The organism is Pedobacter westerhofensis, from assembly GCF_900182595.1.
GTDB classification, from domain to species: Bacteria; Bacteroidota; Bacteroidia; order Sphingobacteriales; family Sphingobacteriaceae; genus Pedobacter; species Pedobacter westerhofensis.
In genome coordinates this window covers 230969-254010 of the sequence record NZ_FXTN01000007.1, presented here as the reverse complement: position 1 = coordinate 254010, position 23042 = coordinate 230969, and the positions used below count along the sequence as shown (strand labels likewise).

20 protein-coding genes and 4 tRNA genes are annotated in these 23042 nt (G+C 44.2%); 12 read left to right on the top strand and 12 right to left on the bottom strand.

What is annotated here, in order from left to right; translation table 11 throughout:
* Window positions 1-651, bottom strand: a complete 651-nt coding sequence (locus tag FN831_RS15255; RefSeq protein ID WP_142529039.1) for an ABC transporter ATP-binding protein — start codon at window positions 649-651, stop codon at window positions 1-3.
* A 132-nt stretch (window positions 652-783) separates the two neighbouring features.
* Between FN831_RS15255 and sucC the strand changes: the two genes are divergently transcribed.
* Together sucC and asnS are read left to right on the top strand one after the other, a co-directional pair.
* Entirely contained in the window at window positions 784-1974 is a 1191-nt protein-coding gene (gene sucC / locus FN831_RS15250) for an ADP-forming succinate--CoA ligase subunit beta (protein WP_142529038.1), read from the top strand.
* A 553-nt stretch (window positions 1975-2527) separates the two neighbouring features.
* Window positions 2528-3976 carry an asparagine--tRNA ligase gene (asnS, locus tag FN831_RS15245; protein ID WP_142529037.1) on the top strand — a complete coding sequence of 483 codons (1449 nt, stop codon included), beginning with the start codon at window positions 2528-2530 and terminating at the stop codon, window positions 3974-3976.
* 78 nt (window positions 3977-4054) lie between these two features.
* Here asnS and FN831_RS15240 read toward each other — a convergent pair whose 3' ends face one another.
* Entirely contained in the window at window positions 4055-5713 is a 1659-nt protein-coding gene (locus tag FN831_RS15240; RefSeq protein WP_142529036.1) for an FMN-binding glutamate synthase family protein, read from the bottom strand.
* A gap of 130 nt (window positions 5714-5843) precedes the next feature.
* Between FN831_RS15240 and FN831_RS15235 the strand changes: the two genes are divergently transcribed.
* Window positions 5844-6464, top strand: a complete 621-nt coding sequence (locus FN831_RS15235) for an L-threonylcarbamoyladenylate synthase (RefSeq protein WP_142529035.1) — start codon at window positions 5844-5846, stop codon at window positions 6462-6464.
* Window positions 6465-6557: 93 nt separating this feature from the next.
* Here the strand turns inward: FN831_RS15235 and trpA are convergent, their stop codons facing one another.
* The 7 genes from trpA to recR form a co-directional block, all read right to left on the bottom strand.
* Complete coding sequence (gene trpA / locus FN831_RS15230; RefSeq protein WP_142529034.1) at window positions 6558-7325, bottom strand: tryptophan synthase subunit alpha; 768 nt, start codon at window positions 7323-7325, stop codon at window positions 6558-6560.
* Window positions 7326-7353: 28 nt separating this feature from the next.
* Window positions 7354-8535 (bottom strand): tryptophan synthase subunit beta, encoded by a 1182-nt coding sequence (trpB, locus tag FN831_RS15225; protein WP_142529033.1) that lies wholly within the window; start codon window positions 8533-8535, stop codon window positions 7354-7356.
* A gap of 31 nt (window positions 8536-8566) precedes the next feature.
* Complete coding sequence (locus FN831_RS15220; protein ID WP_246101550.1) at window positions 8567-9238, bottom strand: phosphoribosylanthranilate isomerase; 672 nt, start codon at window positions 9236-9238, stop codon at window positions 8567-8569.
* Complete coding sequence (gene trpD / locus FN831_RS15215; RefSeq protein WP_142529032.1) at window positions 9235-10221, bottom strand: anthranilate phosphoribosyltransferase; 987 nt, start codon at window positions 10219-10221, stop codon at window positions 9235-9237. Before trpD ends, FN831_RS15220 begins: the two co-directional genes overlap by 4 nt.
* A 186-nt stretch (window positions 10222-10407) precedes the next feature.
* Window positions 10408-11253 carry an alpha/beta hydrolase gene (locus FN831_RS15210; protein ID WP_185960495.1) on the bottom strand — a complete coding sequence of 282 codons (846 nt, stop codon included), beginning with the start codon at window positions 11251-11253 and terminating at the stop codon, window positions 10408-10410.
* A gap of 8 nt (window positions 11254-11261) precedes the next feature.
* Window positions 11262-12074 (bottom strand): SDR family oxidoreductase, encoded by an 813-nt coding sequence (locus FN831_RS15205; protein ID WP_142529031.1) that lies wholly within the window; start codon window positions 12072-12074, stop codon window positions 11262-11264.
* Window positions 12075-12079: 5 nt separating this feature from the next.
* Window positions 12080-12697: a recombination mediator RecR gene (gene recR, locus FN831_RS15200; RefSeq protein WP_142529030.1), complete on the bottom strand. Its 618-nt coding sequence runs from the start codon at window positions 12695-12697 to the stop codon at window positions 12080-12082.
* Window positions 12698-12779: 82 nt separating this feature from the next.
* On the opposite strand from recR, the gene FN831_RS15195 reads away from it, so the two are divergent.
* Entirely contained in the window at window positions 12780-14258 is a 1479-nt protein-coding gene (locus FN831_RS15195; RefSeq protein ID WP_142529029.1) for a sodium:solute symporter, read from the top strand.
* A 22-nt stretch (window positions 14259-14280) separates the two neighbouring features.
* A complete protein-coding gene (locus tag FN831_RS15190) occupies window positions 14281-14988 on the top strand; it encodes an LOG family protein (protein WP_142529161.1) in 708 nt (235 codons plus the stop codon).
* Between the two features lies 1 nt (window position 14989).
* Here FN831_RS15190 and FN831_RS15185 read toward each other — a convergent pair whose 3' ends face one another.
* On the bottom strand, window positions 14990-15595 hold the full coding sequence (locus FN831_RS15185; RefSeq protein WP_142529028.1) for a DUF502 domain-containing protein: 606 nt from the start codon (window positions 15593-15595) through the stop codon (window positions 14990-14992).
* Window positions 15596-15604: 9 nt separating this feature from the next.
* The gene (locus FN831_RS15180) at window positions 15605-18064 is read right to left on the bottom strand and encodes a bifunctional UDP-N-acetylmuramoyl-tripeptide:D-alanyl-D-alanine ligase/alanine racemase (protein ID WP_142529027.1); all 2460 of its coding nucleotides are present in this window, start codon (window positions 18062-18064) and stop codon (window positions 15605-15607) included.
* A 72-nt stretch (window positions 18065-18136) separates the two neighbouring features.
* Here FN831_RS15180 and FN831_RS15175 point away from each other — a divergent pair, with 72 nt between their 5' ends.
* From FN831_RS15175 to FN831_RS15150, 6 genes are all read left to right on the top strand, one after another.
* Window positions 18137-18616: a regulatory protein RecX gene (locus FN831_RS15175; protein WP_142529026.1), complete on the top strand. Its 480-nt coding sequence runs from the start codon at window positions 18137-18139 to the stop codon at window positions 18614-18616.
* A gap of 136 nt (window positions 18617-18752) precedes the next feature.
* A tRNA-Gly gene (locus FN831_RS15170) sits at window positions 18753-18825 on the top strand.
* A gap of 49 nt (window positions 18826-18874) precedes the next feature.
* Window positions 18875-18959 (top strand) — tRNA-Leu (locus FN831_RS15165).
* Window positions 18960-19002: 43 nt separating this feature from the next.
* A tRNA-Gly gene (locus tag FN831_RS15160) sits at window positions 19003-19075 on the top strand.
* Window positions 19076-19125: 50 nt separating this feature from the next.
* A tRNA-Leu gene (locus FN831_RS15155) sits at window positions 19126-19210 on the top strand.
* A gap of 112 nt (window positions 19211-19322) precedes the next feature.
* Window positions 19323-20306, top strand: coding sequence for a DUF6268 family outer membrane beta-barrel protein (locus FN831_RS15150; RefSeq protein WP_142529025.1), 984 nt, complete (start codon window positions 19323-19325; stop codon window positions 20304-20306).
* A gap of 2 nt (window positions 20307-20308) precedes the next feature.
* Here FN831_RS15150 and FN831_RS15145 read toward each other — a convergent pair whose 3' ends face one another.
* The gene (locus FN831_RS15145) at window positions 20309-21349 is read right to left on the bottom strand and encodes a S66 peptidase family protein (protein WP_142529024.1); all 1041 of its coding nucleotides are present in this window, start codon (window positions 21347-21349) and stop codon (window positions 20309-20311) included.
* A 104-nt stretch (window positions 21350-21453) separates the two neighbouring features.
* On the opposite strand from FN831_RS15145, the gene FN831_RS15140 reads away from it, so the two are divergent.
* Window positions 21454-22986, top strand: a complete 1533-nt coding sequence (locus FN831_RS15140; RefSeq protein ID WP_142529023.1) for a serine hydrolase domain-containing protein — start codon at window positions 21454-21456, stop codon at window positions 22984-22986.
* Window positions 22987-23042 lie beyond the last annotated feature (56 nt).

Sequence of the window (23042 nt, the reverse complement as noted above, 5' to 3'; positions counted from 1 at the left end):
TTATACAATTAGACCATCTTTCATGGTAACCACCCTGTCGCTGATTGTGGCAAGGTCTTCATTATGTGTAACGATCACAAAGGTTTGTTTAAAGTTATCACGCAAAGTGATAAAAAACTGGTGGAGCGATTGTGCATTGGCAGAATCCAGGTTTCCCGATGGTTCGTCTGCAAGGATGATCGAAGGGTCATTGATCAGCGCCCTTGCTACGGCAATACGCTGCTGCTCGCCGCCGGACAATTCATTGGGTTTGTGCGAGGCGCGTGCTTTTAAACCCAGCAGGTCCAGCAGCTCCAGTGCGCGGATCTCGGCATTCTTTTTACTTTTCCTGGCAATGAAAGCCGGGATACAGATGTTTTCGAGCGCGGTAAATTCCGGCAGCAGATGATGAAACTGAAATACAAAGCCTATATTTTCATTTCTGAAAACACTGAGCAGTCCGCCCGAAAGTTTATTCACCTTTGTGCCGTTCAGTTCCACCGTACCTTCATCAGGCTTGTCCAGGGTACCGAGAATATGCAAAAGGGTACTCTTGCCAGCGCCGGAGGCCCCGATAATACTGACGATCTCTCCCTTACCGACCTCAAAATCTACACCTTTAAGGATGGGGAGATTTCCGTAAGCTTTTTTAATACCGATGGCTTTTAGCATGTAGCAAACTTACAAAAAGTTGAGATTAAAACTGGATAACGTGAATATTACACCTTTTAATGCCCGATAAAACCCAGAATAAGTTTTTAAAACCAATCTGAAATTGTAGATTTGGATCAAATTTTTCAGCTAATGAATATACACGAATATCAAGGTAAAGAAATACTTAAAAGTTTCGGTGTTGCCGTACAAGAAGGCATAGTTGCCGAAACTGTTGAGCAGGCTGTAGAAGCTGCTAAAAAGATGAAAGCAGACTATAACTCTGACTGGGTAGTGATTAAAGCACAAATCCATGCCGGTGGCCGTGGAAAAGGTGGTGGTGTTAAATTGGCCAAAAACCTGGACGAGGTTAAACAAAGAGCTACTGATATTTTAGGTATGCAACTGGTAACTCCTCAAACCGGAGCTGAAGGTAAAAAAGTAAATAAAATTCTGGTTGCCCAGGATGTTTACTACCCGGGAGCTTCTGAAACAAAGGAATTCTATGTGAGCGTTTTATTAAACCGTGCAGCAGGCAGAAACATCATTATGTATTCTACCGAAGGTGGTATGGATATCGAAGAAGTTGCTGAACACACTCCGCACTTAATTTTCAAGGAAGAAGTTGATCCGGCAGTTGGCCTTCAGGGCTTCCAGGCACGTAAAATCGCTTTCAACCTCGGTTTAAGTGGTGCTGCCTTCAAAGAAATGGTGAAATTTGTTTCTGCTTTATACAAAGCTTATGACAGCACTGATTCTGCAATGTTTGAGATCAATCCTGTTTTAAAAACATCTGACGATAAAATTATTGCTGTTGATGCAAAAGTAGATTTAGATGAAAATGCTTTATTCCGTCATGCTGATTACGCAGCAATGCGTGATAAACTGGAAGAAGATCCTACTGATGTTGAAGCAAGTGAATCTAACCTTAACTATGTAAAACTTGACGGAAACGTGGGTTGCATGGTAAATGGTGCCGGTTTGGCAATGGCTACAATGGACATTATTAAAATTGCCGGTGGCGAACCTGCCAACTTCCTTGACGTAGGCGGAACTGCAAATGCACAAACTGTAAAAGCTGGTTTCAACATTATCCTTAAAGATCCAAATGTTAAAGCTATCCTGATCAATATATTTGGTGGTATCGTTCGTTGTGACCGCGTGGCACAAGGTGTAATTGATGCTTATAATGAAATAGGTGATATCCCTGTTCCGATTATCTGCCGTTTACAAGGTACCAATGCTGAAGAAGCAAAAAAATTAATTGATGAATCAGGCCTGAAAGTATTCTCGGCGATTGCATTGAAAGATGCTGCGGCCCTGGTTACTGAGGTTCTAGCGTAATACTATTAAAAGGTTAACCCCTTTATCATATTTTATAATGCCAGTTGTATTAAATCAACTGGCATTTTTTTTTGCTTTTATCATCCGGGAAATGCCCTAAACAAAAAAATCCTCCAACTTGTGGGTCGGAGGATTTTTTAAACCAAATATAAATTAAACGAGCAATACAAACATACGAATTATTTGAACAAATGCAACACTTATTTTAAAATTTTCAATCAAAAAGAAGTGATAATAGAACAGCAGCCCTAAAATCAACGATTTAATTATATAAAACACCGAATATTTTTACATATTTTAAGATAAAATGCATTAATGTTCATATAAATCAGAATTTTTAGGCCTAAAGACAAATAAAATACCGTCAATTACATCCTTAACATTGATTTAATAAAGAATAAACACCAAATGTTTTGGAAAAATCACTTTTCAGGGATTGAAAATGAATTTTTAGACAAATATTATTACAGTTGCCAATGCTTTAAACTTCTCCACAATCCCCCTGTATTTTCTTAATTGAAATCCTTATTTTTGAGCGCTCCACAAAAAGATCATGATTAAAAGAGAAAAAATAAAAAGCCTGTTAGATACTACAGATTTTAACAGAGAAGTCACCGTAATGGGTTGGGTAAGAACATTCCGCAACAACCAGTTTATTGCCATCAATGATGGATCATGTATGGGTAATATTCAGATCGTTGTTGATTTTGCAAATACATCCGAAGAATTACTGAAAAGAATTACTACCGGCGCTGCAGTAGCTGTTACAGGCACACTTATCGAATCTCTGGGCAAAGGACAAAGTGTGGAAGTAAAAGCCGTAACGATTGAGATCCTTGGCGACAGTGATCCTGAGAAATTCCCTTTACAGCCTAAAAAGCACAGTCTTGAATTCCTGAGGGAAATTGCACACCTGCGTTTCCGTACCAATACATTTAATGCCGTTTTTAAGGTCCGTCATGCACTGGCTTTTGCCATACATCAGTTTTATAATGAAAAAGGTTTTGTTTACATGCACACGCCCGTAATCACAGCTTCTGATGCTGAAGGTGCAGGAGAGATGTTCAAAGTAACTACGCTTGATTTCGATAAAACACCAAGGACTGACGACGGTCAGGTAGACTTTTCGGAAGACTTTTTCGGTCGCGCTACCAACCTGACCGTTTCTGGTCAGCTGGAAGGTGAACTGGCAGCAATGGCCTTTGGCCAGATCTATACCTTTGGACCAACCTTCCGTGCCGAAAACTCAAACACCACGCGTCACCTTGCCGAATTCTGGATGATTGAACCAGAGGTTGCTTTTGCCGATCTGGAAGACAACATGCAGCTGGCAGAGGATATGATGAAGTACGTGATCAGCTATGCCCTTGAAAACTGTAAGGAAGAGATTGAATTTTTAAACAGCCGTTTGCTGGAAGATGAAAAAACAAAGCCTCAGAATGAGCGCTCTGAGCTGTCGCTGATTGATAAACTGAATTTCTGTTTGAATAACGAGTTTCAGCGTCTTACCTATACTGAGGCAATTGCGATCCTCCGCTCTTCTAAACCAAACCAGAAGAAACAATTCAAATACCTGATCAACGAATGGGGAGCAGACCTGCAGTCTGAACACGAACGTTTCCTGGTAGAAAAACATTTCAAAAAACCAGTGATCCTTACGGATTATCCGGCAGACATTAAATCCTTCTACATGCGCCAGAATGAGCCGGATGCTGAAGGGCGCAAAACCGTTGCAGCAATGGATATCCTGTTCCCCGGCATTGGTGAAATGATCGGCGGATCCCAGCGTGAAGAACGTCTTGATAAACTAACCCAGCGTATGGATGAACTGAATATCCCGCAGGAAGAACTTTGGTGGTACCTGGATACAAGAAAGTTTGGTTCAGCACCTCATGCAGGTTTCGGACTGGGCTTTGAGCGTTTGGTATTGTTTGTAACAGGCATGACCAACATCAGGGATGTGATTGCCTTTCCGCGTTACCCTAAAAACGCTGAGTTTTAATTCAGCGCACTTTGAAATATTTAAGCATTTTGGAATATTTAAAAGCTCCCTGCACAGGGAGCTCTTTTTTTTTGCAGGCTAAACCCCCGACTCCATAGTATCTGAAAACGAATTAGCATGTGCATAGTCAACAGATGTCACTCTGTAATCCGTAGGTGCAAAACTCGCAGAGGTGCTGAGCGCCATTCCCAGTTCAAACCTCAGCGGATAAGGCGTATTCAGTAAACTTCCTTCAGGAATATAGGGGAATGTTTCAATATAAGCCTGTATTGTATTAGTGGATACTCTCCTGTTGATGTACGCCCTTGTAAGCTGATAAGTATGCCTTAGCCCTGCTGCTCCCAGTAATTCTACAGCACTGGCCACAGTAAGCCGGTGATAATTGAAAACACGAACCTTTTTATCATCTACCACAAGCCCTTTCATCAGACTTGGGTCTTGCGTGGCTACACCTGTAGGGCAGGTATTGCTGTTACATTCCAGCGCCTGGATACAGCCCAGTGCAAACATCATCCCTCTGGCAGAATTGCACAAATCGGCACCAAGAGCAATATTCTTCACGAGGTCGAACCCGGAAGACACTTTACCCGAGGAGATAATCTTGATGTGTTTCTTCAGGTCGAACCCCGCGAGCACATCATAAACAAAGGCAAGCCCTTCCCTTAATGGCATGCCCACCGCATTTGAAAACTCCTGCGGCGATGCGCCCGTACCGCCCTCGCCTCCGTCAACAGTGATAAAGTCTGCCAGGATCCCGGTTTCAATCATCGCCTTACAGATCGCAAAGAACTCGCTTTTGCGGCCAATGCACAATTTAAAACCTACCGGTTTTCCGCCGGAAAGGTCCCTCAATTTTTTCACAAAGGCCATCATTTCCAGGGGTGTGGAAAATGCAGCATGTGCCGGAGGAGAGATCACGTCAAAACCTTCTTTTACCAGCCTGATCCTTGCAATCTCGGGCGTCACCTTCTGTGCAGGGAGGATTCCCCCGTGACCGGGCTTGGCACCCTGAGATAGCTTGATCTCAATCATTTTGATCTGTTCATCTTTGGCCCTGGCGGCGAAGGCATCATAATTAAATGTACCATCATGGTTGCGGCAGCCGAAATAGCCGGTACCAATCTGCCAGATCAGATCGCCCTTGGGCGCAGCGTGATAATCGCTGATACCGCCCTCGCCGGTATTGTGCGCAAAGTTACCCATAAAGGCGCCTCCATTTAAGGCAAGGATCGCATTCTGGCTCAGGGAGCCAAAACTCATCGCAGAAATATTGAAGATGCTGGCAGAGTAAGGCAGGGCGCAATCCGGCCCTCCTACCAGTACCCGCGGGTCTTCATCCAGCTCATGATGGCTGATGGCAGCAATACTGTGGCTTAACCATTCGTATCCATTTTCATATACGTCCAGCTGCGTACCAAAAGGGATAGTATCGTTTTCCTTTTTTGCACGCTGATAAATCAGGGAACGGTTAAGCCTGTTAAAGGGCTTTCCGTTCGTATCGCTTTCAACAAAATATTGATATACTTTAGGTCTCAGGTCCTCTGCGAGGTAGCGCAAACGGCCGATTACGGGATAATTTCTGACAATGCTGTGCTTAGGCTGATACAGATCGTAAATGCCCAGCAGGATCACGGGGCCGATAAAAATGAATGCCCAGTAAAAAGGTGGCCAGGCCAGGCTGATCATCAGGGTTGCTGTGACCAGGAACGCCGCAATCGCAACAAATGCTTTTCTCATACAAGTTAGGTTTAACGTTTAATCTTCAATAGTACGATAATTTATAATTAACCCGGGGCCTGTGTCTTTATTTTTACAACAGGAAGATGATGCAAACTATGGCTAAGCAAAGTTTTTAGTAAATTTACATATGCTTATCAAAATATATCCGGAGAATCCTAATCCCAAGGCCATCGAACAGGTAGTCGAGGTTCTTAAAAAAGGAGGAATTATTATTTATCCCACCGATACTGTGTACGGACTGGGCTGCGATATTACCAATCAACGAGCTATAGAAAGGATCTGCCAGATCAGGGGAATTAAGCCGGAAAAGGCAAACTTCTCCTTTATCTGCTCAGACCTGAGCCATATTTCGGACTATGTGAAACCGATAGATACAACTGTTTTCCGTCTGTTAAAGAAAGCACTGCCAGGGCCATTTACCTTTATTTTCAATGCCAGCAACAATGTGCCTAAGCTGTTAAGCTCCAACAAAAAAACAGTAGGCATCAGGGTTCCTGACAATACCATCGCACGGGAAATCGTAAAGGTACTGGGAAACCCAATCCTGTCAACATCCATCAAAGATGATGATGAACTCATTGAATATTCCACAGATCCGGAACTTATCCATGAGAAATATGAAGATCTTGTAGATATGGTAATTGATGGTGGTTATGGAGACAATGAGCCTTCTACTGTAGTGGATTGTACAATGGGCGAGTTTGAGATCATCCGTGAAGGAAAGGGAATACTGGAGAATTATCTTTAAGGTTATCCTAATAAAAAAAGCTGGTATCATATGAGGGCTGCATAATTTTGCTGCGCAAAAAGACGCCAGGCCATCATATGATACCAGCTTTTTTTATCTGAATTCCTGCATAAAAGTACGGATGTTCTCCTGCAGATCTCCGGTTTCAACTGCTTTTACAAAGGCCGTCCCAATGATACCGCCGTTGGCATATTTACAGGCTTTTTCAAAGGTTTCCTTGCTGTTGATCCCAAACCCGATCATGATCGGGTTATCCAGGTTCATCTCAGCAACTCTTGAAAAATAAGTTGTTGTGATATCGGAGACATTCAGGTTTTTCCCGGTAGTGGCCGAGGCAGAAAGTAAATAAATGAAACCATTGCTTAAACCATCGATTTTACGGATACGTTCTTCGGAGGTTTGGGGCGTAACCAGGAAGATATTGCAGAGATTATTTTTCAGGAAGATTTCCTGGTACAGTTCTTCATACTCGTACATCGGCAGATCTGGTACGATTACGCCGTCAATTCCCGCTTCAACACAAGCCTTACAGAAGTTTTCTACGCCAAACTGCAGTACAGGGTTGACATAGCCCATCAGCAGCACCGGGATCGTCACCTTTTTACGGAGTTCTTTCAGTTGCGCAAACAACAGGTTAAGGTCCATACCACTGTCCAGTGCCGCTTTACTGCTGGCCTGGATTACCGGTCCGTCTGCCACAGGATCAGAATAAGGGAAACCTATTTCAAGCATATCAGCTCCGGCTGCCTGCAGCGCTTCGGCAATGGCAACCGTATCACCTAAGCCCGGATAGCCTGCGGTATAGTAAATAGAAAGTATATTGTTTTTTTTCTCTTGGAATAATTGGGTAATTCTGTTCATTTGATGTTTGTATAATAAATTGCTGCCGTTAAAGTCCGAAGTGAGTGATATATGTTTCCATATCCTTATCTCCCCTTCCGGACAGGCAAACCACAACATTCTCGTTTCCTGTAAATTTCATTTTCTCCAGATACGCCAGCGCATGTGCGCTTTCAATGGCAGGAATGATACCTTCCATCTGTGTACATAATAATCCTGCATCCAGCGATTCGTCGTCTGTGATAGAAACGTATTCTGCCCTGATGGTTTTAAACAAATGCGCGTGCTGTGGGCCAATGCCCGGGTAATCCAGTCCGGCAGACACGGAATGTGGTTCTACCACCTGTCCGTCGGCTGTCTGCATCACAATGCTCCTGCTGCCATGCAATACGCCCTCTTTACCTAAAAACGTAGTAGCTGCAGAAAAACCGCTGCTCACCCCTTTGCCCGCAGCCTCAATGGCGATCAGTTTCACTTTTTCATCATCGATGAAATGGTAGAACATTCCCATGGCATTACTTCCGCCGCCAACACAGGCAAGCACATAATCAGGCTGGTCGCTGCCGGTTTGTTCCAGCAGTTGTTTTTTGGTTTCTTCAGAGATGACCGACTGGAAAATTGAAACCATATCAGGATATGGATGCGGGCCTACTACAGAACCAATGATGTAATGCGTATCTACGGGATTATTGATCCAGTCGCGCATCGCCTCATTGGTAGCATCTTTCAGCGTCTTGCTTCCTGATACTGCAGAAATCACGGTTGCGCCCAGCATCTTCATCCTGGCAACATTTGGTGCCTGGCGTTTGATGTCTACCTCTCCCATGTAAATCACACATTCCAGTCCGCGCAGGGCACATACAGTTGCAGTAGCCACTCCATGCTGTCCGGCGCCGGTTTCGGCAATGATCCTTTTCTTGCCAAGCTTTTCTGCCAGTAGGATCTGGCCTATGGTATTGTTGATCTTATGCGCACCAGTATGGTTCAGGTCTTCCCTTTTCAGGAAAATATTGGCGTTATATTTTTTTGATAAGCGTTTGGCAAGGTAGAGCGGCGAAGGCCTGCCTACATAATCTTTTAGTAATGCGTGAAATTCCTTCTGGAAGTCAGCATCATTGATAATCTTGAGATAATTTTGTCTCAGCTCTTCAACATTCGGATAAAGCATTTCAGGAATATATGCTCCCCCAAAATCTCCATAGTAACCTTTTTCGTTTACAAAATAGTTCATAGTGTTATCATTTAATCAGCTGCCCTGATCATTAGCAGCCCAGTAATTTTTTAAATTCATTGAGTTTACCGATATCTTTCAGCGCCGGTGATAATTCAAACCTGCTGTTTACATCCATTGCGTAAAAACGGTTATCTTCAATTTGCTGCAATTGAGGAGCATTCTCCAGACCTATTCCACCGCTTAGGAAATAAGGCTTATTCAATATATAGCTTTCCAGCAAACGCCAGTTGAACGACTTTCCCGAACCACCATGTTCAGCTGTTTGTGTATCAAACAAAAAATAATCCACAACGTTTTCATATGCTGAAAGTATACTGAAGTCGAAAGTTTCGTCAATTCCAAAGGCTTTGATGATTTCAAAGTTGTTTACTTCATTTCCAGCATCCGGGGCTTCTTTCAGCTGCCTGCAATATTCCGGGCTTTCAGTGCCGTGCAACTGAACGGCTTTAAAACCATATATTTCAATTGCTTTTATCACAGCGCCCGGTTCTTCATCAACAAATACCCCTGTGGTTTTAATTGCCGCGGGAACAGCCTTAACAACTGCAGGATCGAGGTCTGCGATAAACCGTTTAGAGCCGGGATACATCAGGAAGCCCATATAATCAGGTTGCAATTGGGCAACAGCATTAATATTGGCGGGCTCCCTCATTCCGCAGATCTTTAGTTTTGCCTTGCAGGCCTTTACCGCTGCGCTCATCCTATCAGGCTTTTGAAACTTTTTAAGGCTGCACCGCCAACGAGCGATGTTTCTGCTTCATAGTAACAATCCGCAAAAGACTGCTCCGGTTTAATCGTTTGGATAGCCATAGCTGCATTGCACAGTACCACATTGTTCTGCGGATCTGTCCCTACACCTTCCAGTACGTGCATAAAGATGTCTGCGGAAGACTCAACAGTATCACCTCCTACGATTTCATTGACATTGATGGTCTCAAATCCCAGATCAGATACCGTAAGCAAAGCTTCGCCGCTTTTACTGAAGGTCTTTACATCACAGGTAAGCGAGATCTCATCAAAACCGTCAACAGCGTGTATGATCGTATAGTTTTTATCCGTTTCCTGATACAAATAAGCATACAAACGTGCCAGCTCAAGACTAAAAACCCCAACGATCTGATTTTTAGGCTCCGCGGGATTAGCCATCGGGCCGAGCATATTGAAGAAGGTTTTCACCCCAAGGTCTTTACGGATCGGTGCAACAATTTTCATCGCCGGATTAAACAGCGGGGCGTGGATAAAACAGATCCCGGCCCTGTCAAGGCTTCTTTTCAGTTCGTCCTGATCGGCAGTGAACTTGTAGCCAAGATATTCCATCACGTTAGAAGAACCGCAGCCGGAAGACACCCCGTAATTACCGTGTTTGGCAACATGATAACCTGCACCTGCCACCACAAACGATGCAAGCGTGGAGATATTAAAAGTATCTTTCCCATCCCCTCCGGTACCGCAAAGGTCTATCAGTTCATAGTCTGACAGGTTTACTTTTACACAGAGGTCGAGCATCGCATCGCGAAAGCCCTGAAGTTCTGCAACGGTGATATTCCGCATTCCTACAGCCGTGATAAAGGCTGCAATCTGCGAAGTGTTAAATTCACCATTGGCAATGGAGGTCAGGATTCGCTGGGATTCCGGCCTGCTGAAGGATTTGTTTTCAAATAAGTGGTTCAGTATTTTCTTCATGGTCTTAAAACAAAAAAGGTTGCTATAAAGCAACCCTCTTAAATATTTTTATATAAAAATAAAACGTACAGAATGGGGTTACACACGCTAAGCGTTGTGCCACCACCAGTTTTGTTGTCCGTTTGTCAGTATCATTGAAACAAATATGTAATAGTTTTTTAAGAATTGCAAACGCTTTTTAAAATATTACTTTGTAAGGGCTAAAAACTGAAGAATATACCCATAAAGCTGGTTGCTGCCAAATATCATCTGAGCGATCATCCCTACATGCTTCTTCCGTTTGATCACGTGGAGTTCTGAGGGAACTTTCTCTGCGGTAAGCAACTTTTCAAGTCGGGCAGACTGGATCTGTATTGCAGGATAGGTCTTTGCACCGTAGAAAATCAAATGCGGGTTCCTGATATTTTTAACATAATGTAGCGGAGAGCCTTTTTCCCAGTTCTGCGGATCACTGCTAAAGGTTCTTAAAAAATCCATATAATTATCGTCCTTCTCAGCAGTGCCCAGGTATTCTTTCATGTCCAGGCCAAAGGGATCATCAAGGATCAGCCCTTTAATAGGGTTCCTGATGCCGGCTCTGTTAAAATATTGCGGATCGGCATTGATGAGTTCGGCCAGCTGTCCCCCTGCAGAATGCCCCATCAGGAATATTCTGGAAGGATCGCCGCCATAATCTGCAATATGGTTTTGCACCCATTTTACTGCCTGTGCACAGTCATCTCCCATCTGTAAGTACTGATTGTCGGGCGCCAGGCCATAGTTGATCGTCACGGTTACCACTCCTTTTCTCGCCATATTACGGCCCAGCCACCAGTAAATATCTTTTTTACCGCTGCTCCAGGAGCCACCATGGATAAAGATGATCACATCTTTTGCTTTTTTCAGATCTTTCTGGTAATACACATTGAGCTGCCTTCTCTCATCGTTCTGCGGGGTATAGTTTATATTTTTCTCCACTTTTACCTTTGCAGACAAAACGGAGATCTGTGACAGGAAAGCAAGCAGCATCAGCGTATTTTTCAGATTGATCATTCTATATATTATTCTTTCAGTGTTCCTTCTTTCACGTAGTGTTTATACACCAGTTTATCCGTCAGCGCAGGAAAAAGTTTATTCATCCAAACGGCCAGTTTCCCTTGTCCGGTCATGATCAGATCACGTTTACGGCCGGCTATACCATCGGCGATTCTTTGGGCAACTTCTTCAGAAGACATCATTTTTTCCTCCTCCATATTGGTAGCACCATGCGCAACGCCATTTTTGTCGAGCGCAGTTGCACGGATATTTGAAGCGGTAAATCCCGGGGAGGCCACCATAACATGCACATCTTTCCGCAACAATTCCGTCCTCAGGGCTTCCATAAAACCATTTAACGCAAATTTGGAAGCCGTATATGCCGTCCTTCCCGGCAGGCCGCGGTAGCCAGCAGAAGAAGATACGCCAATAATGGCCCCTTTGGTTTTCAGGATTTCGGGCAATGCAAATTTTGTACAGTAAACAGTACCGTAGAAATTCACCTCCATTACTTTTCTGATGACCGACAGATCCATGTCAATGAACAGGGAACGCATAGAAATACCGGCACTGTTGACCAGAATATCTACTTTGCCAAACGTGAGCACTGCCTGCTTGATCAGATGCTGGCATTCCTCTTCCTGAGTTACATCCGTCTGCACGGCCAGGGCTTTAATACCATATTGCTGTTCCAGCGCCGCAGTAATTTCGCAAAGTGTTACAAACTGACGGGCAGCCAGCACCAGGTTTGCGCCGCGCCTGGCAAATTCCCCGGCACAGGCTTTGCCTATACCAGAAGAAGCACCGGTAACAACCACTACTTTATTCTTAAAATTCATCCTTATTATTTTATAATTGAATTGACATAGGGCACACGGGTAACGATAGAACGTCCCAGTGTAATCTCATCTGCATATTCCAGCTCGCCTCCAAAGGCTATTCCGCGGGCAATTGTGGTGATCGGCACCTGGAAATCCTTGAGTCTTTTGTACAGGTAAAACAGTGTGGTATCTCCTTCCATGGTGGCACTGATGGCCAGGATAATCTCCTTTACAGGGGTTGTAGCCACGCGCTGCACCAGCGAATCGATAAAAAGATCCGACGGGCCAATACCATCCATAGGCGAAATCAATCCCCCCAGTACATGGTAAGCGCCAAAAAACTGGGAGGTGTTTTCTATAGCCATAACATCGCGGGTATCTTCTACCACGCAGATCACTTCTTTTTCCCGTTTAGGCGATGAACAGATGCTGCAAACCGGCAGGTCTGAGATATTATGACAGATATTACAATGTTTGATATCCCTTTTGAGCCTGATGATGGAATTGCCAAAAGTATCAACTTCTTCCTGCTCCTTGCCCAGCAGGTGCAGCACCAGCCGCAATGCGGTCTTTTGCCCTACCCCCGGTAATTTAGAAAATTCATTGACAGCATCTTCGAGAAGCTTGGAAGAAAAGTTCATTCTGCAAATTTAGATTTATCTTCTGTTATTTTGATCTTTAAAATATGATTTTTCTTACATTCGCTTTCAGCCTGAACCAACCATGACCCCAACTATACTTTTATCTTTCCTGTTAGGATACTTTGCCCTCCTGGTAGGTGTCGCCTATTTTACATCAAGAAATTCATCAGATAATGCTTCATTCTTTATCGCCAACAGAAATTCAAAATGGTACCTGGTAGCCTTTGGGATGATCGGCACTGCCCTTTCCGGGGTAACTTTTATTTCCGTGCCCGGAGCCGTTGGTAAAAGTGAGTTTGGCTATTTCCAGTTTGTACTGGGAAATGCTGTTGGCTTTATCATTATTGCTACCGTGCTGCTGCCCCTGTATTACAGGATGAACCTGATTTCGATCTATACCTACCTTGAAAAACGACTCGGGCCGCACAGCTATAAAACCGGGGCAGTGATTTTCCTGCTTTCCAGGACTATCGGGTCTTCATTGCGCCTGTTCCTTGTAGCTATCGTATTACAGCGTTTTATATTTGATGCCTGGAACGTACCGTTCTGGCTTACCATTGTGCTTTGCCTGGTACTGATCTGGTTGTATACGCACAAAGGGGGACTAAAAACGATTATTATTACTGACACCCTGCAAACTGTGTTTTTACTGTTATCGGTAGTGTTGTCCATCATCTTTATCTCCAGGTCCTTAAACCTGGATGTAGCCGGCACCTTCGAAGCCGTAAAGAATAGCAGTTACTCAAAGATGTTTTTCTGGGAAGATTTTATGGGCACCAAATCCCATTTCCTGAAACAGTTTCTGGGCGGGATCTTTGTGACCATCGCCATGACAGGTCTTGATCAGGACCTGATGCAGAAAAACCTGAGCATGAAAACCATTGGCGAAGCACAGAAAAATATGTTCACTTTTACAGGGGTATTTGTGGTAATGAACATCTTTTTCCTTAGCGTAGGCGCATTGCTGTACATCTTCGCTGCAAAAAACGGGATTGATGTAGCAACCCTTAAAACGCCAGACAACCTGTACCCTGAAATTGCCCTGAACCACCTGAATATTATCCCGGGAATAATCTTTATGCTGGGCTTAACAGCCGCAACATTTGCCACCACAGATTCAGCGCTGACAGCATTAACGACATCATTCTGTATGGATTTCCTGCATTTCGATAAAAAGGAAGATCAGAATACTCCTGAACTGGTGAGGCAGCGGCATATGGTGCATATTGGCTTTTCCATTCTGATGGTGATTGTTATCCTGATATTCAAGATGATCAATGATGATTCTGTAGTAAATTCTATGTTCATCGCAGCAACTTACACGTACGGACCCTTACTTGGGCTTTTTACCTTCGGGATGTTTACCAACCGCGCGGTGTCTGACAAGTTGGTACCATATATCTGCATAGCGTCACCTTTATTATCATTCTATATCAAAAGCAACAGTCTGTTATGGTTTGGTTATGAAATAGGTTTCGAATTGATTATCTTGAATGCCCTCATTACATTTATACTACTTTGGATAACGGGAAAAACCGCCCTTACCCAAACCAAATTTTAACATCAAATTTACGAGCATGAGCATGACGAGTGAAGAGAAAATAAGAAGCGCTTTCGAGAATAAAAACTGGCAGGAAATTAAGGTCACAGATTCGTGGCAGATCTTTAAGATCATGGCCGAATTTGTAGACGGATTTGAAAAGCTGGCAAAGATAGGCCCCTGCGTATCCATTTTTGGTTCAGCCAGAACAGCAGAAACCAACAAATACTATGAAATCGCAGTAGAATGCGGCAAACTGCTTACAGATCGCGGTTACGGGGTGATTACCGGCGGCGGACCGGGCATTATGGAAGCCGGAAACAAAGGCGCCCATATGAACGGCGGTAAATCAGTAGGTTTAAATATTGACCTTCCCTTTGAGCAGTTCCACAATAAGTATATAGATCATAACAAGCTCCTGGAATTTGATTATTTCTTTATCAGGAAGGTCATGTTTATGAAATACTCACAGGGTTTTATCGTCCTTCCGGGCGGTATGGGCACTATGGATGAGCTTTTTGAAGCGATCACCTTAATCCAGACCGGCAAAATCGCCCGTTTCCCTATCGTACTGGTAGGCAAGGATTACTGGGGCGGACTGGTAGACTGGATCAAAAATACGATGCTGGAGAAAGAACACAATATCCATGCAGAAGACCTGAACCTGTTCAGGGTAGTAGATACAGCTGAAGAAGCCGCAGAGCACATCTTCAGGTTCTACGATAAATATGTACTGAAACCAAACTTCTAAGCTAAACTATCGGCGGGGTGATATGACTAACACCTCCCGATACAACAAGTTTCATTGCTTCGGCAGCACTGATATTCAGCTCTTTTACTTTATCTCTGCTTACCACACAAACCTGACCTGCAAAGGAATAGGAAAAGGGGAAATAAACCACACACTCTCCCGGCAGACCAATGGCCTCAAGGTCGTTTTGTGTTAGAAAGCCTATCCTTTTGATATCGCTATTCATTTCTACCAGTACAGGATGGTTAAATTTCTTTTCATCGCCAACAAATGCTTCGGTAAGGTCTTTGATCGATGAGTAGATAAAGTTTAGTCCCGGCAACCTGTTCATCCAGCGGGTAAACCAGTTGTACATCGGCTCGGTCACAAAATTGGTCACGAAAATTCCGGCAACCAGGATCAGCGTAACCACCAGTGCAAGCCCTAAACCGGGGATATTACGGCTCGCGCCTGTTCTGGGATCAACACCCAGTATATTATTGACGTTCAGCCAGCTGTCAACCGTAGTTACCGCCCAGATCACGATATAAATACTTAATGCAATGGGCAGAACAATTAACAATCCCTTGATTAGGTAATTTAATAAAGCCCCTCCGATCTTGTTCATATTACAAAATTACTCATAAAAATACACCCGTTTAACCCTTTGGGAAATATTTGTTAAAATCTCATAGGGAATGGTCCCAATCTGCTCTGCTAAATCGCCAATTGTAAGCTGATCATTAAAAACGATCACCTCATCACCTGTTTTGGCATCGATACCGGTAATATCCAGCATACACATATCCATCGCAATAGAACCTACTGTGGGTGCCGCTTTACCGTCCACCAGCATTTTCCCAACGCCGTTTCCAAAAGAACGGCGATAGCCGTCAGCATACCCTATTTTTACCGTGGCAATGGTCCCGCCCCCGGGCAAACTTCCCCTGCGGCCATAGCCAATGGTCTCCAGTGGCCCTACCTTTTTAATCTGTGTGATCGTAGTTTTTAAGACCCCAACAGTATGCAGCCCGGAATTACCTTTAATACCACTGTCAAACCCGTACAGCCCGATCCCGATCCTTACCATATCCAGCTGGGCATCGGGATGCCGCGTAATTGCCGAAGTATTGGAAATATGACGGATAAAATCATATCCCAGTTCTGCCCTGATTGTTGCGGCCATGGTATTATACCGCTGCAGCTGATAGGCTGTAAATTCATCCTGCTGAGCATCTTCACTGGCAGCCAGGTGTGAAAAGGCAGAAACTATCCTGATTTTTTCTTCAAGTCTGAGCACCGGGAGCAGATCCGGGAGATCGGGTTCCTCGAACCCGAGGCGGTGCATCCCTGTGTCAATTTTAAGGTGCACAGGATAGGAGAACTGGGTATCCGGCAGGAAGTCGATAAAGGACTTCAGGATATCCATATTATAGAGTTCAGGTTCGAGCTTATGTTTTACGATGGCTTCAAATGCAGAGGGCTCGGGGCTCATGACCATAATCGGCATGGTAATACCTGCTTTTCTCAAAGAAATCCCTTCGTCAGCATAGGCTACAGCCAGGTAATCTACCTTCTGGTACTGCAGCAGGTTGGCGATCTCAAAGCTGCCGCTGCCATAGGAAAAGGCTTTTACCATGGCCATTACTTTTACGCCGGGCTTGAGCTTTGCCTTATAGTACTTGAGGTTATTTGCCAGTGCGTTCAGGTCGATCTCCATGACGGTATCATGGATCTTTTGGGTCAGCAGTTTGCTGATGCGCTCAAATTCGAAGCGCCTTGCTCCTTTTACCAGGATGGTTTCATTGCTGAAATGCATGGCCGGGAAGTTCTGAATAAAATCCTGTGTGCTTTCATAGAAAGAACTTTCCAGCTCAAACAGGCCTGCAAACGCAGAAATATGTTCACCGATACCAATCAGCCTTCCCACCTGCTTTTGTTTCAGCAGCCCTGCAATTTCTGTATACAGGTCTTTATCACTTTTGCCGGTTTCGTACAGATCGGAAAGGATCAGGGTCCTTATCACATGCTGGTTCTGCAGCCGGAGAAAATCAAGTGCGATTGCCAGTGAAGAGATATCTGCACTGTAAGAATCATCTATGACAGAACATTGGTTGATGCCGTGTTTCAGCGTTAGCCGCATGTTCACTGCGGTAAGTTTCTCCAGGCGGAGATCGGCCTCTTCAGGGCTATAGCCCATCGCCAGCAGCGTAGCCCAGCAGATGATCCCGTTTTCTACCGATGCCCTGTCACTAAAGGGGATCAGGCATTCAATTTCTTCATCTTTATAGCGTGCCCTGATATAGTTCCTGCCTTTGATCGGCTCCACAAACAGGATTTCAAGATCGGCTTTCACCGTAGTGCTCCAGGAGAATTTGCGTTCTCCGGGAAGATCTTTAACAGCTACTCCTGTGGTATAATCCGGAGAATATATAAATAATTTTATGTCCTTAAACAGTTTTAGTTTTTCCAGCAGCTTGTCTTTGGGAGAGGCAAAACCTTCGGCATGAGCCTCCCTGATATTTGTTAGTATACCCGTAGCAGGCTGGATAATTGCTGCCAGCTGTGTCATTTCATCACTTTTGGAAATCCCCGCTTCAAAGATCCCCAAAGTATGTTCGCTGCTGATCTGCCACACAGAAAGCGGCACGCCCAGTTGTGAATTGAAACTTTTGGGGCTGCGCACAATATTGAAATCTGCCGCCAGCAGCTGGTACAGCCATTCTTTCACCACGGTTTTACCATTGCTCCCGGTAATCGCGATCACATCCAGGTTAAATCTGCTTCTGTGGCCTGCCGCCAGCTGCTGCAAGGCCTGCTGAACATCGTTTACCAGGAGGAAGTTCGCATCCGGGTAGAGGTCTGCATAGGCGGGGTCGCTGATCACAAAACTTCTGATTCCGCTGGCGTAGGCATCGCTGATAAACTCATGTCCGTTGCGATGTGCCTGAATAGCAAAGAACAAGGAGGTCTCCGGGCTGATCACACTCCTGCTATCGATCAAAAGGGTGCTGATCAAAGTATCATATTTTACTTTAAAAGATCCGATGTTCAATTGCTCAGCGATCTGCTGAATGGTATAACTGCTCTCACTCATTTATCAGGATGACTAGGTTGCAGGTAAAGTTAACAAGTAAATGCAGATATTTGCGTACTGAAAGCTTAAGCATTGGAAAAATCAAAACCCATTTACGATAAGAAGGCCGCACACGCCAAAGCAGAAAACTACTGTGCCTATCAGGAGCGTTCACAGCAGGAAGTGCGCGACAAGCTGTACGACTGGGGATTGCATCACAACGAGGTGGAGGAGGTGATTACAGAACTGATCCTCAGCAACTTTTTGAACGAGGAGCGTTTTGCGATGGCTTATGTATCCGGGAAGTTTAATATCAAGCGCTGGGGCAAGATCAAAATCAAACAGGGGCTAAAACTGAAACGTGTTCCGGAGAAAATGATCATTAAGGCTCTAAATACGATCGACTACGACGATTATCTGGGAGCTATTCTGGCTGCAGCAGAAAAAAAAGCCCCGTTCATAACAGAAAAAGACCCTTATAAAAAGAAATATAAACTGGTAACCTACCTGATGGGAAAGGGATTTGAAAGTAATTTGATTTCTGAGGTACTGAAGTCCAATAACTTAAGCTAGAAGCCCGATTTATTATGAAAAATAACTTGACAGTAATCTAAAAGTATTTATATTTGCAAACCCAAACGGAAACAAGGTAATCAGTTTTTAACTTGTATTGAATGGGGAAACATCGGATGATGTGAATAAAACCAATGCGAAAGTAGCTCAGTTGGTAGAGCACGACCTTGCCAAGGTCGGGGTCGCGAGTTCGAATCTCGTCTTTCGCTCTAAATGTTTTCCTTACCAGGAGGCATTTAATTTAAAAGGTTAACACCTGCTCAGATGGTGGAACTGGTAGACACGCAGGACTTAAAATCCTGTGACCTTAAAAGTCGTGCGGGTTCGATTCCCGCTCTGAGTACAATAATACCTGTATCATTAAGATACAACAATAACATACCAATGCGAAAGTAGCTCAGTTGGTAGAGCACGACCTTGCCAAGGTCGGGGTCGCGAGTTCGAATCTCGTCTTTCGCTCTAAAGCCTTCTTTATTGAAGGCTTTTATTTTTAACAAGGTTTTACACCTGCTCAGATGGTGGAACTGGTAGACACGCAGGACTTAAAATCCTGTGACCTTAAAAGTCGTGCGGGTTCGATTCCCGCTCTGAGTACAAAACCGGAAAGCAGCATATCCTTTTGCTTTCCGGTTTTTTTATGCCCAATCCTCTAAGCCCGGGTAAGGGTAAACAGCATCATGCGTGTTTCAGCAATAAAGAAACTCCAATGGCAGCTATTCAATCCCCGGGATTATACCTCCCTTCAATTAAAAATAACCTGTTTATGATAACAGGCACAATAAAGGTCCTTCTGACAGTTTTATTAATTACAACAAGCCAGTATGCTTATTCGCAGCTGGGCGGCCCCCTGAACACGGTAGACCTGAATACAACATACGTTCCGGCAAGTGGGTACCTTCATTCAAAGGACAGGACACAGGGCAATTTAAAGACCACCCAGCAGACCACAAATCTGGGTTACAGCTTCCTGATTTCGTCTAAAAGTGATTCATTGAGCGGAAAATCCAGTAGCTGGACAGGTATCATCAGCGGAGGGTATTCACGGCTGATCAATAAGAATGATAACAATACGCTGATACCAGACAAGTTACTATCCTCAGACCTTGGTGTACTTTATTATCACTCTATCAATGCAAAATGGTCGTTGGTATCATTTTTTTCAGCAGGCATCAATTCTGATCTTGAAAAAATAACTTCACACGATTTGTTTCTAAATGGGGCTTTCCTCTTTATCAGAACTTACAGCCCGCATTTTTCTATAGGTTTTGGCGGGGCCATTTATAATGCGATCAATATGCCGATACTGCTGCCGGGCATCTTATTGAAATGGGACAGCCCCGGCAAGTTTAAAATTAATGTAGATCTTCCTTCTGAACTTAGCGTAGCCTATGACGTTTCTAAAAAAAGGGAACTTAAACTGGCATTGCGGCCTAAAAATATCTTCTACGATGTAGAAAATAACCTTGACCCAAAAAAGACGCTGCTGAATTACTGGGAGCTGCCTGTTGGGCTTGAGAATAAGTGGAAAAGGAAAAGATGGGATTTTATGTTATCTGCAGGCGTGATGAGATTGAGGAGCTTTCAGTTTGGAGAAAGAGGGATCAAAAATATTTATCAAAGTCCTCCGGCTCATATGATGTCTGCCAACTTCTTTGTAAATGCCGGGATCAGTTACCGTATAAAAAAATAACATCAAATTGATCTCAAAATACTTTCCCCTGCACCAACTTCCAGGATGTGCTGAACTCCACATTTCAGCGCCATATTGTTTCTCTGGTGCCCTACGGGGAAGTCAAAACACACAGGATAATTATATTCACTCACTTTCTCCATCACAATCTGTTCAATTGATTTTCCAAATTCTTCTCCGGAATCATCCGGTTTGAGCTTAAACCCGCCAATCACCAGCCCGGCGAGCCTGTCCAGTTTGCCCCTGCGTTTCAGGCCCCAGAACATCCGGTCTATCGTATACAGATATTCTCCGGTATCTTCTACAAATAAAATCTTCCCTTCGGTGTTAAGGTCAGACACGGTTCCTGCAACAGATTCAATGATACTTAAGTTACCGCCAACCAATTGCCCCCGCCCTCTTCCCTCACGGTTGGATGTGGTTGCAGGTACCGTATACTTAAAGTCTTCTCCTGTTAAAGCCTGCCTGACAGACAGGATCGTAGAAATCTGTATCGGCTCTGCCTTTGCCCAGTCGTCCGGAAAACTGTTGCACATTTTAGAATGCAGTGTGGCAATATTGAAATTCCCGTGGATATGTGTGTGTAGTACCGTAACATCACTAAAGCCAATTACCCATTTCGGATGTTTCACGAAAGACCTGAAGTTGATCTGATCGATAATTCTTACTAAACCATAACCTCCTCTGGCACATATTACTGCCCCGATCTGCGGATCGTCCAGCATCTGCTGAAGATCAGCAGCCCTTTCTGTATCCGTACCGCCATAAGTAAAATCTTTTTTTCCGATGCTCTGGCCCACCTGCACCTTAAATCCCCAGCTCTCCATCAGCGCAACCGAAGACCGGATTTCCTCCAGGCCGATGTACCCTGCCGGACTGGTGATGCCAATCGTGTTTCCCGGCTTTAGATATGGAGGGATTATTTGGCGGCCCATGAATGCAGGAGCAGCCGAGATTGGCGCCGGTGGTGCCGACCAGCCATCTGCCGCAGATAACACCGCTCCTGATGTAATCAGTGAAGAGATAAAAGATTTACGGTTCATTTCATCAATTTAGATAGTGTTAAAGATAGAACTTTCTATTGAAGCAATTAGTTGAGACCCAATTCAAAATATTGTGTAAATTGTAGATAGCTAATTCACCTCTCATGACTTTTAAATTTTACTGCGTTATCCTGTTCGTTACGGCCAGCATCCATCTATCCGCGCAATCTTATCAGCCCGCAGTATTTACCGATCAGAACAGGTTACAAAAGATAGCAGTTGCTTTTCCGGTAATTGATCAGCTGTACAAAGAATATGCAGAGAAGAACCATATTCCGGGAATGGTATATGGGATTGTTATGGATGGCAAACTTGTACATACAGGTAATACCGGTTACGCAGATATAGCCCATCAGGTACCTGCCAATCCGGAGTCGGATTTCAGGATCGCATCTATGACAAAAAGTTTTACCGCAATGGCTGTTTTAAAGTTGAGGGACGAAGGAAAGTTAAAACTGGATGATCCGGTAGGGATGTATATCCCTGAGATGCAGAATATGAAATACCCAACAAAAGATGCTTCAGAAGTTACCGTGAGGCACCTGCTGACCCATGCTGCCGGATATCCTGAAGATAATCCCTGGGGCGACAGGCAGCTGGCAGATACCGATGAAGAGCTTCTGGCAATTTATCAGAAAGGTGTTTCATTTTCCAATGATCCGGGCCTGGGTTATGAATACAGTAATCTCGGCTTTGCCACATTGGGTTACCTGATCAAAAAAGTTTCAGGCATTCCTTATCAGGACTATATTACAGAAAATATCCTGAAACCGCTGGGTATGACGCATACTTACTGGGAATATACAAAGGTACCAAAAGAACAACTGGCACATGGTTACCGTTGGATAAATAACGGCTGGGAAGAACAGCCGCTGCTGCATGACGGATCTTATGGAGCAATGGGCGGACTGATCACTACCATTGAAGATTTCAGTAAGTATATGGCGCTGCACCTTTCGGCATGGCCACCAAGGGACGACCAGGAGCTGGGCCCTGTTAAGCGAAGCTCGGTCCGTGAAATGCAGTACCCCTGGAATATTTACGCCTTAAATGCGAATACAAAGACTGCTGAGGGTGTCCTATGCCCCACCGTTAATGCTTATGCCTATGGTATAAGATGGACAAAGGACTGCAATGACCGCATAACTATCGGACATACCGGAGGATTGCCCGGCTTTGGGAGTCAGTGGGCTGTGATGCCGGAATATGGCATTGGCATCGTTGCCTTTGCCAATGCCACCTATGCCAGAGCAGGGATCATCAATACGCAGGCGCTGGAAACACTGCTCTCGGTATCAGCACTTGCACCGCGCCAGCTTCCTGCATCAGCTATCTTAAACCAGCGTAAGGACGAGCTGATGAAGATCCTGCCGGAATGGAACAATGCTGGAAAAAGTGGATTATTTGCACAGAACTTCTTTCTGGATTATTTTTCCGCCCAGCTAAAAGCTGAAGCCCTTAAAGCGTTTTCGCAAGCCGGAAAGATCAGGGTAATACATAAGATAGTTGCAGAAAACCAGCTGAGGGGATATTTTATTGTAGAAGGAACAAATGCCAATATCCGGATTAGTTTTACTTTGACTCCGGAGAATCCTGCACTGATACAGGAATATCATCTTGAGCTTTTATCTAAATAACAAGCTCAGGAACTTTGTGGTATGTTTTATGAATAATTTGTAAATTGTAACACTTA